Raw genomic sequence first — 14351 nt, forward strand, 5'->3', positions numbered from 1 at the left:
TTGCCGACGGCAACAATCCACCCAAGATACAGGTTTGTGCCCGTCAGACACAACTCACATTGGCTTATCTTACCCACTTTAGCGCCAGAGCCAAAACCCGAAGCGCAGTCTTCATGATCTAACCCCTGATTCCTGTCGGCTGGCGGATAGCGGATTTCTGGTACTTTAAACTGGCACTGTAGTTTGTGGAGATCCCGTTGCTGGATATCGTGAAGGGTTTTCGTTGAGTATGGAACAGGGCATCGCTACCGATGCCCTGTGGGTTATTTAAAATCCACGACCATTTGTTGGGGGATCGACAGCCCATGGGTCGAACGCACGCAGCAGGCAATGTAGTCAGTAAAGCGCGGTGGCTTCGGCATCCCCAGTTTGAGGATTTTTTCATTGCTGAACCGCACGTTGAGCATGGCAAATGAGCCATACAGGCGCATCGCTTTCAGCATCAGGCGCTCATTGCATGGCCCGAAGATATCCTTAAGCTGTTTGCGCATTTGCAGCAAAGCTTCGTAGCTGACCTGAGCATAATGGTCGCCAACCGGGGGTTTCTCCAGCGCAGCAGCAATGGCATGATCGATATCCGCAAAGCTGACGCTGCTCTCTTCACCGGCAGAGATATGATAAACGTCGTTATCCAACCTGTCGCGATTCAGCAGCATCACCAGCGCCTCCGCACAGTAATCCACCGGAATCACGTCAATATGATCCTGCAATGAACACATGAACTTACGCAGCATCAGTGCCATGCTGAATACCCAGAAAATACTGCTGGAGGGTTGGCAACCTAAACGCGTATGGCCAACCACGATCGAAGGGCGTGCAATTACCAGAGGCAATTGCGGGCAAGACTGCCGCATCAGTTGTTCGATGGTCGACTTGGAACGGGTGTACTCTACCAGGTGCTCTGCGGTCTCCTCAAACTCGGCACTTTCTGCGACCAACGAACCCGGCTCAGGAGCACAGGACATCGCCGTGCCTACATGAAGAAAACGTTGTAATCCTTTAACCTGTGCCATTCTTTGCGCAAAAGCCAACGTTCCTTCAACATTAACCTTCCAAATAAGCGGATTATTCCCGAATGAGGCCACTGCGGCACAATTAACCACATGGGTAACATTGTTAATTCGAGGATCAGATAAAAAACAATCAGGCGCACTTAAATCACCCAATAAAATGTTTTCTTCATTGAGTTTACCCAATATATTTTTATCAATATTAAACTTTTCCATATTCATGCGAATACGGTTCAAACCCTGTTGCGCACTCTCGGCCCGCACCAGGAGAAGATAATTAACCCCTTTATTATCAAGCAATAACCTTTCGAGCACTGCACCACCAAGAAAACCCGTAGCGCCGGTTAATAAAAGCGTTTTCATACTTGATACCCATGTTGCTATTGAATTTTCTGGATTGTATGCCTGGGTGTATAAACGGAAATTAAATAAAGACCCAGTGTTGGTTTAGAATTTATTTTCAAAATGTAGCCTTGGTGAATACTTTGAAACATCCACCTGGTATTTAGTTACATCTCTGGTATTTAATTTCTTTAATTGGCATTAATCTTTCCTTTACCTCTGATGACTCTCGCCATGCTTAATAGGCCGCATTTCTACGCTTAAGCTAAACCATCACTTGGCATAGTCCACCACGCCGTTACAATAGCGCATATCATCTACGCGACTAAAGAGATGCAATTTTGAGCAGCAAGGCACCGGCTACATTTTATATTCACGACTATGAGACCTTCGGTAAAAGCCCCTCAATGGATCGCCCCGCGCAATTTGCTGGCGTGCGCACCGATATGGATTTCAACATCATCGAAGAACCATTGGTGATCTACTGCGCGCCAGCCGATGACTATTTGCCCGAACCAGAGGCGGTCATGATTACCGGCATTACCCCACAACAGGCGCTAGCAAAAGGGGTTAATGAAGCCGAGTTTGCTCGGCAAATCCATCAAGCGTTCAGCGTGCCCGGCACCTGCATTTTCGGCTACAACAATATTCGTTTTGATGATGAAGTCAGCCGCAATATCTTCTATCGCAACTTCTACGATCCCTACGCCTACAGTTGGCAAAACGGTAACTCACGCTGGGATCTGCTCGATGTGATGCGGGCCTGCTATGCATTACGCCCAGAAGGTATCAGTTGGCCAGAAAATGAAGAAGGATTTCCCAGCTTCCGCTTGGAACATCTGACACGCGCCAACGGTATTGAGCACGAGAATGCACACGACGCGATGGCCGATGTTTACGCCACCATTGCCATGGCCAAGTTGGTCAAACAAGCTCAGCCACGGCTGTTTGACTATCTGTTGCAACACCGCAACAAGCACAAATTGAACTCGCTTATCGACATTGCCGAAATGACCCCGCTGGTGCACGTTTCCGGCATGTTTGGCGCAACACGTGGCAATACCAGTTGGGTTTCTCCGCTGGCCTGGCATCCTGAGAATAAAAACGCGGTGATCATGTGTGACCTGGCCGGAGATATCACGCCATTATTAGAACTGAACGCCGATGAATTGCGTGAACGCCTCTATACCCGGCGCGATCGGCTAGCCCCCAACCAGGCACCGGTGCCAATCAAGCTGGTGCAGATCAACAAATGCCCGGTGCTGGCTCCCGCCAAAACGCTGCTGCCAGAAAATGCCGAGCGCTTGGGGATCGACCGCCAAGCTTGCCTGCAGAACCTGCAAGTGCTGCGCCAACACCCGGAAATCAGGGAAAAAGTGGTAGCGCTGTTTGCTGAGGCAGAACCTTTTACCTCCATTGACGATGTCGATGCCAAACTGTACGACGGCTTTTTCAGCGATGCCGACAGGGCCGCGATGAAAATTATCCAGCAGACCAAACCACAGAATCTGCCTGCGCTGGATTTGGCCTTTAATGATGGCCGGGTGAAAGATTTGCTGTTCCGTTACCGTGCGCGCAATTATCCGAACACGCTGGATGACGCAGAGCAGCGCCGCTGGCTGCAACATCGCCAGAACGTGCTCAATGCAGAGCGGGTGCAAAACTATCTATTACAGTTGGAAGCGTTGTATAACCTGCATGAAGGGGATCAGGAGAAAATGGCCCTGCTCAAAGCGTTGTTTGACTACGGCAAGCAGTTGGTGGGATAAGGCTGAGCTTCTGCTTTCGAGAAAAACTCAGGGTGAGGGACATATGTTAACCAAGCCCCTCACCCCGGCCCTCTCCACAAGGAGAGGGGAGGAAAAGCATTAAGCCACGTCTTCACTCGCCTGTGGCACCGGCAAACGGAAACTGCGGGTGACAAATGCCAGGTAGATCAGGCCAATCGCTGCCCAGACCAGGCCCAACGTCATTGAGCTGGATTCCAGGTTAATCCACAGAGCCCCGACGGTCAGCGCTCCCAACACCGGAAGAACCAGATAATTGATCTTATCTTTCAAGGTACGGTTCAACTTGTCACGGATGTAGAACTGCGAAATCACCGACAGGTTAACGAAGGTAAAGGCTACCAGCGCACCGAAGTTGATCAACGCAGTCGCGGTTACCAGGTCGAACGACACGGCAGACAGTGCGATCACACCAACCAGCAGCACGTTCAACGCTGGAGTACGCCATTTCGGGTGTACATAGCCGAAGAAACGCTCCGGGAATACACCGTCACGGCCCATCACGTACATCAGACGTGATACCCCTGCATGAGAAGCCATACCGGAAGCCAGCACAGTCACGCAAGAGAACACCAGGATCACTGACTGGAAGAACTTGCCAGCCACATACAGCATGATTTCAGGCTGTGAGGCATCAGGATCTTTGAAACGTGAGATGTCTGGGAAATACAGCTGCACGAAATAAGACACCACGATGAAGATAATGCCGCCGATCAGCGCCGTCAGGAAGATGGCTTTCGGGATCACATTCTCAGCATCTTTGGTTTCTTCCGACAGTGAACTGATGCCGTCAAAACCGAGGAACGAGAAGCACAGAATGGTCGCCCCGGTAATCATCGGCACCACATGGGCATTATCAGACCAGAATGGACGGCTGCTGACCAGCGTGCCTGCCCCTTCCCCGTTGGAAATACCGTGGATAACCAGGCCAAGGAACACCACCATGATCGCCACCTGCACCACGACAATAATCGAGTTCAGGTTGGCTACCAGCTTGATGCCACGCAGGTTGAAAGCCGTCATCAGTGCAACCAGCACCGCAACGAAGATCCATGAAGGCACGCCGGGGAAGATCGCTTCCAGATAAATTTTCGCTAACAGAATATTGATCATCGGCATGAACAGGTAGTCCAGCAATGATGACCAGCCCACCATAAAGCCAACGTGCGGGCTGATGGCTTTCTGAGCATAAGTATAAGCAGAGCCGGCAGACGGGAACTTGCGGACCAGTTTGCCGTAGCTCAACGCAGTAAACAGAATTGCCAACAGAGCAAAAGCGTAGGCAGTCGCGACGTGACCATCGGTCAGGCCGGAAACGATACCAAAGGTATCAAAGATAGTCATCGGCTGCAGATACGCCAAGCCCATCATGACTACCGGAACCAAAGTTAGGGTTTTGCGCAGTTGAGCGCGCTGGCCGGCTGGTGCGGCGCTGATGATGTTATCGGACATCGCGCAGCCCCCCCTTACCTTCAGCCTTGCGGATAAGAGACACGCTAAGACTTAAGGTTGCGGGGAAACTTCGCAACGTGCGACTGAATTCTAAAAGGGGGATGAGGGAAGCTGGATAACGAGTCTGGATCGCCTCGATTGCTCCATAGTCGCTGCGGCCACAGCGGAAACCGGCGGGAACCGGTGCTAAAGTGAAAAATTGCCCCATCTTTCTTATCCTCATGAGTCACGACCATAAAGTTTTGGTTGATCGCAACGAACCTATTTATCTATCCGGCTCGATGTCCGGCCTCGCTTGGTGTGTGAAATTCACAGTTTGTAGAACGTAAATGCAAAAAAATAACCGACGCGTTAAAACGTCGGCTATCTTCATTGGGGTATTTTGCCCTAGAAAGCCATCGGAAGACAAGATCCAGAAACTTTCTTACACAAATTCTTTTGCCGAGCGTACAGAAAACCCGCTTACCAACCAATGTGCCTGCCTAATTCAGGCATTTTTCAACATCCAGTCAATCTCGGTTTCAGTCACCAGGCGTTCAAACTGCATCAGCTCATCCATCTTGCAGGCGTGATAAACGCGCGAGAAGCGTTCACCAAGGTGACGAGTCAGTTCATGCTGATGCTCAAATTCGTACAACGCATCGCTCTGGCGGATCGGGAATGGTAAGCCCTCTTGCTCCAAACCATTGCCGGTCACCGGTTCAGGCAGCGGTAATTCGGTATCCACTCCGTAAAGTATGCCCGCCAGGATCGCGGCGACTACCAGATAAGGGTTGGCATCCGCCCCGGCCACCCGGTATTCCACGCGGTGGTTATCCACATCGCTACAGGGAATACGGAGCGCTACGGTACGATTATTATGCCCCCAAGAGGCTTGCACTGGCACATACATGCCCGGCTGGAAGCGGCGAAACGCATTAACATTCGGTGCCAGCAGCGCCATGGAAGCTGGCATCAGGGCAATCATCCCCGCCAATGCACGCTTCAGCAACGCCGAATCGGCACCGTCTGACTCGGCAAACAGGTTTCTACCTGCGCTGTCTATCATACTGATATGCACATGCATTCCACTACCGGCATAATCCTCATAGGGTTTGGCCATAAAGGTGGCATGCATATTGTGGTTTTCTGCCACCTGCCGCACCAGGCGCTTCAAAGCCAGCGCATGATCGCAAGCCTGCAAGACGTTATCGGTATGGTTCAGGTTCACTTCGAACTGGCCTGGCGATGCTTCCGCCACCGCGCCATCGGCTGGCAGCCCCTGCATCTGTGCCAGCCTGTCAATGTCGTTCAGCACCCCGGCAAAGTGGTTGAGATTATCCAGCGAATAAACCTGGCTCTGTACGTTACGCTCTTGCGTTCCAGGCGCACAAGGGGGTTGCAGATCACCTTCGGAATCCCGTTGTCGATCGATGAGATAAAACTCCAGCTCTACCGCTACCACCGGGAATAATCCACGCTGGCGCAACGCCTGCCATATTCGATTCAGGACATTGCGAGGTTCAACGTCAAAGGGAGTACCATCTTCATCCAGCATGGTCAGTAAGACCTGGCCAATATGTTCGGGATCTGCCGCTGATGGCGTGAGTGTTCCTGCTACCGGGATACAGACGCGATCAGGTTCCCCCAACTCCTGCCCCAAACCCGCTTCTTCCACCACGTTGCCAAGAATGTCCATAGCAAACACGGAGGCGGGGAAATAGCAGCCTTTTTCTATTTTTTTCAGCCCGGAGATAGGAATGCGTTTACCGCGGAAGGAACCATTCAAGTCATTGAGAAGGATATCGATATATTGTGTAGCAGGGTGGCGTTCCAAATAGTGAGCAACCTCACGTTGGAACGCGCTACTTCGCCTGTCTTCATTATGCTGTGCAAAATTTTCAACTGCTGCGCTATTGGTTTGCATACATCACCTGCCGTTGTGCTTTTGGAAAGGCTTACCGATCGATTCAACACATGGTCTGAATTCTCTGAAAAGTGAGCTGGAAATTGGTGCTCGAAATAACACCCATTGAATTAAACATAGCTTTAACAAAAATGCTTTGCAAATGTTACAATCACGTTTGATTATTCACCACGGACTGCTAAATTGATAAAATATTGACCGAAAAGGCGTTGTCTGCCATTTTTGTGTACATTATTTTCTCCGCCAGCATGGCGGTAAATGTGGGCAATATATTTTCCAATAACGGCCCAACTACCGATATCATGTGATGTCGATATCACTCAGACAGGAACCCGATTCCGGGTATTTCCTAAGCTTGTCGCCTTATCAAAAGGAACCACCGTTATGAGCGAAGCCAGCTTGGCACCAGGCAAGCGCCTATCGCAGATCCGCCAACATTTGGGTCTGTCGCAGCGCAGGGTCGCCGAACTGTCCGGATTAACCCACAGTGCTATCAGCACTATTGAACAAGACAAAGTCAGCCCGGCTATCAGTACGTTGCAGAAATTGCTAAAGGTCTATGGGCTGTCATTATCTGAATTTTTTGCTGAACCCGAACGCCAGGATGAACCCAAAGTGGTCATCGAACCGGAAGATCTGATCGAAATTGGCAGCCAAGGGGTCTCCATGAAGCTGGTGCATAACGGTAGCCCTACCCGCAACTTGGCCATGATGCTGGAAACCTATCAGCCCGGCACCACCACGGGTGAGAAGATCAAGCACCAGGGTGAAGAGATCGGTACCCTGCTTGAGGGCGAAATCATGCTGACGGTCAACGGGCAGAGCTACCTGCTGACGGCTGGCCAAAGTTATGCCATCAATACCGGGATGCCCCACAGTTTCAGCAATACGTCGACACGTGTGTGCCGAATCATTAGCGCCCACACGCCCACCACCTTCTGACACCACCAGACGGAGGAAGTATGACGGAGCATGTTGCCAGCTATTATGCCACCAGCGCTAACCCCCATGCTGCGTATCCGTCACTGAAAGAAGCCATCCGTTGCGATATCTGCATCGTCGGCGGTGGCTTTAGCGGCCTGTCTTCAACCCTGCATTTGGTTGAGGCCGGTTATGACGTGGTGTTGCTCGAAGCCGCTTGCATCGGTTGGGGAGCCAGTGGGCGCAACGGTGGCCAAGTAGTCAACTCTTATAGCCGTGACATTGATGTGATCGAGGCTCGTTACGATCGCAACACCGCCACCCTGCTTGGCAGCATGATGTTCGAAGGTGCGGAGATCATTCGTCAGCGCATCAAGCGATATGCCATTGCTTGTGATTATCGCCCAGGTGCCATTGCCGCCGCCCTCACAGCCAAACAGTTCAACGCGCTACGAGAAAAAGAGAAGCTTTGGCAGTGTTACGGCCATCAACAGCTGGAATTGCTCGGCAGCGAAAGTATCAAGCAAGCCATTGCCAGCGAGCGCTATGTGGGAGGGTTGTTGGATCGTAACGGTGGCCATCTCCACCCATTAAATTTGGCCTTAGGCGAGGCTGCCGCTATACAGCAGCACGGTGGACGGATATTTGAACAGTCTGCCGTGACGCATATTGACTACGCCGAACCAGCAACGGTACATACCGCGCAGGGTTCCGTTATTGCTAACGTGGTGATCGTCGCCGGTAATGCTTATTTGGGGGATAAGTTGGAGCCCCGTCTCAGCCGTTTGAGTATGCCTTGCGGATCACAAATTATTGCCACCGAACCGTTGCCACACGATGTCGCACGCGCACTGTTACCAGAGAATTACTGCGTTGAAGACTGCAATTATCTGCTGGATTACTTCCGCTTGACTGCGGATAACCGCCTATTATACGGCGGAGGGGTGATGTATGGCGCGCATGAACCAGCCGATATCGACGCTAAAATTCTGCCTAAGATGTTGAAAACCTTCCCACAACTCAAGAACGTGCGCATCGATTACCGCTGGAGCGGTAATTTCCTGCTGACGCTCTCCCGCATGCCACAGTTTGGTCGGCTAGAAAACAATGTTTACTACCTGCAGGGGGACAGCGGCCACGGTGTAACCCTGACACATCTGGCAGGCAGATTAATCGCTGAAGTGCTGCGCGGTGACGTAGAGCGTTTTGACGCCTTTGCCAAACTGCCACACCTGCCCTTCTTTGGTGGCCGCCATTTACGCATCCCCTTCACCGCCCTTGGCGCCGCTTACTATGCGCTGCGTGATCGGCTGGGATTCTGAGCGCAGTGACAACCTACCGGAGCAATATTTTCTCGCCCGCCTGACACAAAAAACGGCACCTTAAATAAAGGTGCCGTTTGATATTCTTTACAAGCAACAACGCTATGGGTGGTCAGAGACTAGCCATAGATATTGGCGCGATCGCGCAACTCTTTACCTGGTTTAAAGTGAGGGACATACTTGCCATCCAACTCAACTTTGTCACCCGTTTTAGGGTTACGCCCAACGCGCGGAGCACGGTAGTGAAGAGAAAAACTGCCGAATCCGCGGATCTCAATGCGTTCACCCTCGGCTAGCGTAGCTGCCATGTGTTCAAGCATCTCTTTCACGGCATCCTCAACGGCTTTCGCCGGAATATGAGATTGCTGGCCAGCAAGTCTTTCAATAAGTTCAGACTTGGTCATAGTACCTCCAAGCTTTGCAGCTAAACTACCGTATCGGGGCGGCCAAAGACCGCCCCCCGTCATTACTCGCCTTTAGCCGCTTTGAAAGCTTCAGCCATAGCATTAGAGAAGTTGCTTTCTTCAGGTTTGTTGTTAACCGTAGCAATTGCATCTTTCTCGTCAGCTTCGTCCTTCGCACGTACGGACAGGCTTACAACGCGGTTCTTACGATCAACACCGGTGAATTTAGCTTCAACTTCGTCACCAACGTTCAGAACCAGAGTTGCATCTTCAATGCGGTCGCGAGAGGCTTCAGATGCACGCAGGTAACCTTCTACACCGCCTGCTAATTCAACTGTAGCACCTTTGGCGTCAACTGCAGTGACTTTACCCGTAACAATAGTACCTTTCTTGTTCATAGACAGGTAGTTATTGAATGGATCTTCAGCCAGTTGCTTCACGCCCAGAGAGATACGCTCGCGCTCTGCGTCAACCTGCAGAACAACCGCTGCGATTTCGTCGCCTTTTTTGTATTCACGAACTGCTTCTTCGCCTGCAACGTTCCAGGAGATGTCAGACAGGTGAACCAGGCCGTCGATGCCGCCGTCCAGGCCGATGAAGATACCGAAGTCAGTGATAGACTTGATTTTACCTTCAACGCGGTCGCCCTTGTTGTGGGTTTCTGCGAACTGCTGCCATGGGTTGTTTTTGCACTGCTTCAGACCCAGGGAGATACGACGACGCTCTTCGTCAATGTCCAGAACCATCACTTCCACGACATCGCCCACGTTAACAACTTTGGACGGATGGATGTTTTTGTTGGTCCAATCCATTTCAGAAACGTGTACCAGACCTTCAACGCCTTCTTCGATTTCTACGAAGCAGCCGTAATCAGTCAGGTTGGTTACACGACCCGTCAGCTTGGTGCTTTCTGGGTAACGCTTAGCGATAGCAACCCATGGATCTTCGCCCAGTTGCTTCAGGCCCAGAGATACACGAGTACGCTCGCGGTCGAACTTCAGCACTTTAACAGTGATTTCGTCGCCAACATTGACGATTTCGCTTGGATGCTTAACGCGTTTCCAAGCCATGTCAGTGATGTGCAGCAGGCCATCAACACCGCCCAGATCAACGAATGCACCGTAGTCAGTGAGGTTCTTAACGATACCTTTAACTTCCATGCCTTCCTGCAGGTTTTCCAGCAGTTGATCGCGCTCTGCGCTGTTCTCGGACTCGATGACTGCACGACGAGAAACAACAACGTTGTTGCGCTTCTGATCCAGCTTGATGACTTTGAACTCAAGCTCTTTGCCTTCCAGATGCAGAGTGTCGCGAACTGGACGCACGTCAACCAGGGAACCTGGCAGGAACGCACGAATGCCGTTCAGCTCTACAGTGAAGCCACCCTTCACTTTGCCGTTGATGATACCAATGACAGTTTCAGCTTCTTCGTAAGCTTTTTCCAGCGTGATCCAAGCTTCGTGACGCTTAGCTTTCTCACGGGACAGCAGAGTTTCACCGAAGCCATCTTCAACAGCGTCCAGCGCAACATCAACTTCGTCACCAATCTGGATTTCCAGTTCGCCCTGTGCGTTTTTGAATTGCTCAGCCGGAATGGCAGATTCAGATTTCAGACCGGCGTCAACCAGTACGACATCTTTATCGATAGCAACTACAACGCCACGAACGATGGAACCCGGACGGGTTTCGATTGTTTTCAGGGATTCTTCAAAGAGTTGAGCGAAAGATTCAGTCATGTTGTTAATCTTCAGGGTTCTTTAGTTTAACGTCCATTTAGCATCCCGCCGAATGGGGTTGTTTCACATACCCCGCCATTGGCTCCATGCCGACAGGGTTTAGGTTACAGGGGTAAAACTTTACCCGATATATTACGATACTACCATGAAATACAATGGCAAATATGACAAAAGCCAGTAACGCCACCGTGCTTATTGCTGCGGCAACGCTAAAACTTCCTGTGCATATGTCAGTGCCCGCTGGATCACTTCATCAATCGACATGCAGGTAGAATCCAGCACGAGGGCATCTGAAGCAGGCACCAGCGGCGCAATAGCGCGATTACGGTCACGGTCATCCCGTTCCTTTATCTCGGCTAAAAGACGTTCAAAGTTAACATCAAAGCCCTTCTCCTGCAACTGCAGCATACGGCGATGCGCACGCTCTTCCGCGCTGGCGTCAAGGAAAATTTTTACCGGGGCATCAGGGAATACTACCGTACCCATATCCCGGCCATCGGCAATCAGCCCGGGCATCTCACGAAATGCCCGCTGACGGCGCAGCAAAGCCTCACGCACCCGAGGGAACGCGGCTGCCTGTGAAGCCGTATTGCCGACAGTCTCAGTCCGGATCTCATTGCTGACATCCTCACCTTCCAAAATAACCTGCAACTTGCCGTCCTGAGCAACAAAGCGGACATCGAGATGTGCGGCCAAAGGAACTAACGCCTCTTCAGAAGTAATATCCACCTGATGATGCAGCGCTGCCAAAGCCAACACACGATAAATCGCGCCAGAGTCCAGCAAACGCCAACCAAGGGATTCGGCTAACGCTTTGCACAGCGTGCCTTTACCTGCACCACTGGGTCCATCAACCGTTATCACCGGGGCTATAGCCGCCATTTTTCTCTCCTTCAGGTAGAAACCTCACAGGGATGAGCCTGCCATCTGCTCCAGTCGGAACAGATTCGGTGGCGTATTATACGCGTCCTTCTGACTGACTGTTACCCCGGAACCGTCTGGTTGTCGAAAATAAAGCCATTGAGACGGAGAAAATAACCCAATCCATATAGCGTGCGGCGTACTCCTTGAAGGGATAATCGGGCTTTTTTCCGATAAATTGCGGTGAAGCTTTATTTTTTTCTGCAGATGAATATTTGTTAGACTGATGCCAGCAATGAATCATTCCTTACCGAGGCTGTATGTTGGAGTTTGAAGGTCAGATAATTGAAACTGACGCCCTGGGTTACCTGAAAAACAGCGCCGACTGGCAAGAAGGTCTGGCACTATTACTGGCAGCACAAGAAGAAATCGAGCTGACTGAAGCTCACTGGGAGGTGGTACGTTTTGTCCGTGATTTCTATCAGGAATTTAATACTTCACCGGCTATCCGCATGCTGGTGAAAGCCATGGCACAAAAATACGGTGAAGAGAAAGGCAACAGCCGTTACCTTTATCGCCTGTTCCCAAAAGGCCCGGCAAAGCAGGCGACAAAAATCGCCGGTCTGCCAAAACCGGTGAAATGTATCTGACATTATTATTAGTAGCGGATGCCGAACCCTTGGTAATCCGCTACTCCTTGCGGTTCTACCAGCACGCGATCAATACGGGCTCCACGCGGGCCACCGCTTTTTAGCCATTCAACCAGTTCGTTAACCCGCTGCGGCTCACCACAGGCAATAACCTCAACGCTGCCATCATCCAAATTACGTGCATAACCGGTCAGCCCCAGCGTTGTCGCCTTAGATTGTGTGTTGTAGCGAAACCCAACCCCTTGCACCAGGCCATAGACATACGCGGCAAGACAAACTTGTGTCATAATTGGCTCCTTATCGATTTTTGTTTATGGCATTTTCTGTGTTGATGCACAGAAAGTGTGACTCTTTTATCTAGCTGGCAGCCTACTTAATTATGACCGTACGTCTGTTTCTCGCCAAGGGCCGTGAAAAGTCCTTACTTCGCCGTCATCCATGGGTTTTTTCTGGCGCGGTTCTGCGCATTGAAGGCAAAGCTCTCTCTGGTGAAACCATTGATATTCTCGACAGCCAGGGTAAATGGCTGGCACGCGGAGCTTATTCGCCAGAATCACAGATTCGTGCACGCGTTTGGACCTTCCAACAAGATGAAGAGATTGATATTGCATTCTTCATCCGCCGCCTGCAACAGGCACAAAGCTGGCGGGATTGGGTGGCAAAACGTGACGGTTTAGATAGCTATCGTCTGATTGCCGGTGAGTCTGACGGCATGCCAGGCATTACCATCGATCGCTTCCAGAACTTCCTGGTGCTGCAGTTGCTCTCCGCAGGGGCGGAATACCAGCGGGCAGCGCTGATTACCACCCTGCAGCACTGCTATCCAGAGTGTGCAATCTATGATCGCTCCGACGTCGCCGTGCGCAAAAAAGAGGGCTTACCTTTAGCACAAGGCCAAATTTTAGGCGATTTACCGCCCGCTCTGCTGCCTATTACCGAACATGGTATGAAACTGTTAGTGGATATTCAGCAGGGGCATAAAACCGGGTTTTACCTCGATCAACGCGATAGCCGCTTGGCAGCACGCAACTACTCCGCAGGCCGTCGCGTACTGAACTGCTTCTCCTATACCGGTGCCTTTGCGGTTTCAGCGCTGATGGGGGGGTGTTCACAGGTCATCAGCGTGGATACTTCACAGGCGGCGTTGGATATTGCAAAACAGAACGTTGAACTGAACCAACTGGATCTGAGCAAAGCAGAGTTTGTGCGTGATGATGTTTTCCAGTTGTTACGCAACTATCGCACACAAGGGGAAAAATTCGATCTGATCATCATGGATCCCCCCAAGTTTGTTGAAAACAAGAATCAACTGGCCAGCGCCTGCCGGGGTTACAAAGACATCAATATGCTCGCACTGCAGTTATTGAACCCAGGTGGTATTCTGCTCAGTTTCTCTTGTTCCGGCCTGATGCCAACCGATTTATTCCAGAAAATTTTAGCCGATGCCGCTGTAGATGCTGGTCGTGATGTACAATTTATAGAGCAGTTCCGACAAGCTGCTGACCACCCAGTGATCGCAACTTACCCTGAAGGGTTGTACTTGAAAGGGTTTGCGTGTCGGGTGATGTAACTTGAAATGCGCTGTTTTGCCCCCATTATAGCAGGCAAGGCATTGTTTCTCAGGAGGTCATCATGATTGCCAGCAAATTCGGTATCGGACAGCAGGTACGGCATAAGCTGTTGGGGTATTTGGGGGTTGTCATTGACATCGATCCCGAATATTCACTGGAGCAACCAAAAGCTGACGAGATTGCAGCCAACAATGAGTTGCGTTTCGCTCCGTGGTATCACGTAGTGATGGAAGACGAAGAGGGTCAACCGGTTCACACTTATCTGGCTGAAGTTCAGTTAGCCGGTGAAGAACAGGATGCTCACCCAGAACAACCATCGCTGGATGAGTTGGCAGAATCTATCCGCCGCCAGCTACAGGCCCCGCGCCTGCGCAACTAAGCGCCAAATC

Annotated in this window: 13 protein-coding genes; 6 read left to right on the forward strand and 7 right to left on the reverse strand. The window is 51.1% G+C overall.

The features are described 5' to 3' along the window. Window positions 1-263: 263 nt before the first annotated feature. Complete coding sequence (locus IV04_RS05325; RefSeq protein WP_037402213.1) at window positions 264-1373, reverse strand: SDR family oxidoreductase; 1110 nt, start codon at window positions 1371-1373, stop codon at window positions 264-266. Between the two features lie 320 nt (window positions 1374-1693). On the opposite strand from IV04_RS05325, the gene sbcB reads away from it, so the two are divergent. Further along, window positions 1694-3121 (forward strand): exodeoxyribonuclease I, encoded by a 1428-nt coding sequence (sbcB, locus tag IV04_RS05330; protein ID WP_037402216.1) that lies wholly within the window; start codon window positions 1694-1696, stop codon window positions 3119-3121. A 99-nt stretch (window positions 3122-3220) separates the two neighbouring features. Here sbcB and IV04_RS05335 read toward each other — a convergent pair whose 3' ends face one another. Next, complete coding sequence (locus IV04_RS05335; RefSeq protein ID WP_037402219.1) at window positions 3221-4591, reverse strand: APC family permease; 1371 nt, start codon at window positions 4589-4591, stop codon at window positions 3221-3223. A 487-nt stretch (window positions 4592-5078) separates the two neighbouring features. Further along, the gene (locus IV04_RS05340; protein ID WP_037402222.1) at window positions 5079-6497 is read right to left on the reverse strand and encodes a glutamine synthetase family protein; all 1419 of its coding nucleotides are present in this window, start codon (window positions 6495-6497) and stop codon (window positions 5079-5081) included. Between the two features lie 384 nt (window positions 6498-6881). On the opposite strand from IV04_RS05340, the gene puuR reads away from it, so the two are divergent. Together puuR and IV04_RS05350 are read left to right on the forward strand one after the other, a co-directional pair. After that, entirely contained in the window at window positions 6882-7439 is a 558-nt protein-coding gene (puuR, locus tag IV04_RS05345) for an HTH-type transcriptional regulator PuuR (protein ID WP_037402224.1), read from the forward strand. 20 nt (window positions 7440-7459) lie between these two features. Next, window positions 7460-8740, forward strand: coding sequence for an FAD-binding oxidoreductase (locus IV04_RS05350; protein ID WP_037402226.1), 1281 nt, complete (start codon window positions 7460-7462; stop codon window positions 8738-8740). A 119-nt stretch (window positions 8741-8859) separates the two neighbouring features. Here the strand turns inward: IV04_RS05350 and ihfB are convergent, their stop codons facing one another. The 3 genes from ihfB to cmk all read right to left on the reverse strand — a co-directional run bounded on the left by ihfB (window position 8860) and on the right by cmk (window position 11762). Next, window positions 8860-9144, reverse strand: coding sequence for an integration host factor subunit beta (ihfB, locus tag IV04_RS05355; RefSeq protein WP_004928264.1), 285 nt, complete (start codon window positions 9142-9144; stop codon window positions 8860-8862). Between the two features lie 62 nt (window positions 9145-9206). Continuing rightward, entirely contained in the window at window positions 9207-10880 is a 1674-nt protein-coding gene (gene rpsA, locus IV04_RS05360; protein ID WP_037402233.1) for a 30S ribosomal protein S1, read from the reverse strand. A 192-nt stretch (window positions 10881-11072) separates the two neighbouring features. Continuing rightward, window positions 11073-11762, reverse strand: a complete 690-nt coding sequence (gene cmk, locus IV04_RS05365) for a (d)CMP kinase (RefSeq protein WP_037402235.1) — start codon at window positions 11760-11762, stop codon at window positions 11073-11075. A 299-nt stretch (window positions 11763-12061) separates the two neighbouring features. Between cmk and tusE the strand changes: the two genes are divergently transcribed. Beyond that, window positions 12062-12391: a sulfurtransferase TusE gene (gene tusE, locus IV04_RS05370; RefSeq protein WP_037402237.1), complete on the forward strand. Its 330-nt coding sequence runs from the start codon at window positions 12062-12064 to the stop codon at window positions 12389-12391. Between the two features lie 8 nt (window positions 12392-12399). On the opposite strand, the gene yccX is transcribed toward tusE, so the two are convergent. Then, complete coding sequence (yccX, locus tag IV04_RS05375; RefSeq protein WP_037402239.1) at window positions 12400-12678, reverse strand: acylphosphatase; 279 nt, start codon at window positions 12676-12678, stop codon at window positions 12400-12402. Between the two features lie 92 nt (window positions 12679-12770). Here yccX and rlmI point away from each other — a divergent pair, with 92 nt between their 5' ends. Together rlmI and hspQ are read left to right on the forward strand one after the other, a co-directional pair. Beyond that, a complete protein-coding gene (rlmI, locus tag IV04_RS05380; protein WP_037402241.1) occupies window positions 12771-13961 on the forward strand; it encodes a 23S rRNA (cytosine(1962)-C(5))-methyltransferase RlmI in 1191 nt (396 codons plus the stop codon). Window positions 13962-14023: 62 nt separating this feature from the next. Further along, entirely contained in the window at window positions 14024-14341 is a 318-nt protein-coding gene (gene hspQ, locus IV04_RS05385) for a heat shock protein HspQ (RefSeq protein ID WP_037402244.1), read from the forward strand. The last annotated feature ends 10 nt before the right edge of the window (window positions 14342-14351 follow it).

The sequence above is a fragment of the Serratia sp. Ag1 genome (assembly GCF_000743355.1).
Classification (GTDB): domain Bacteria; phylum Pseudomonadota; class Gammaproteobacteria; order Enterobacterales; family Enterobacteriaceae; genus Chania.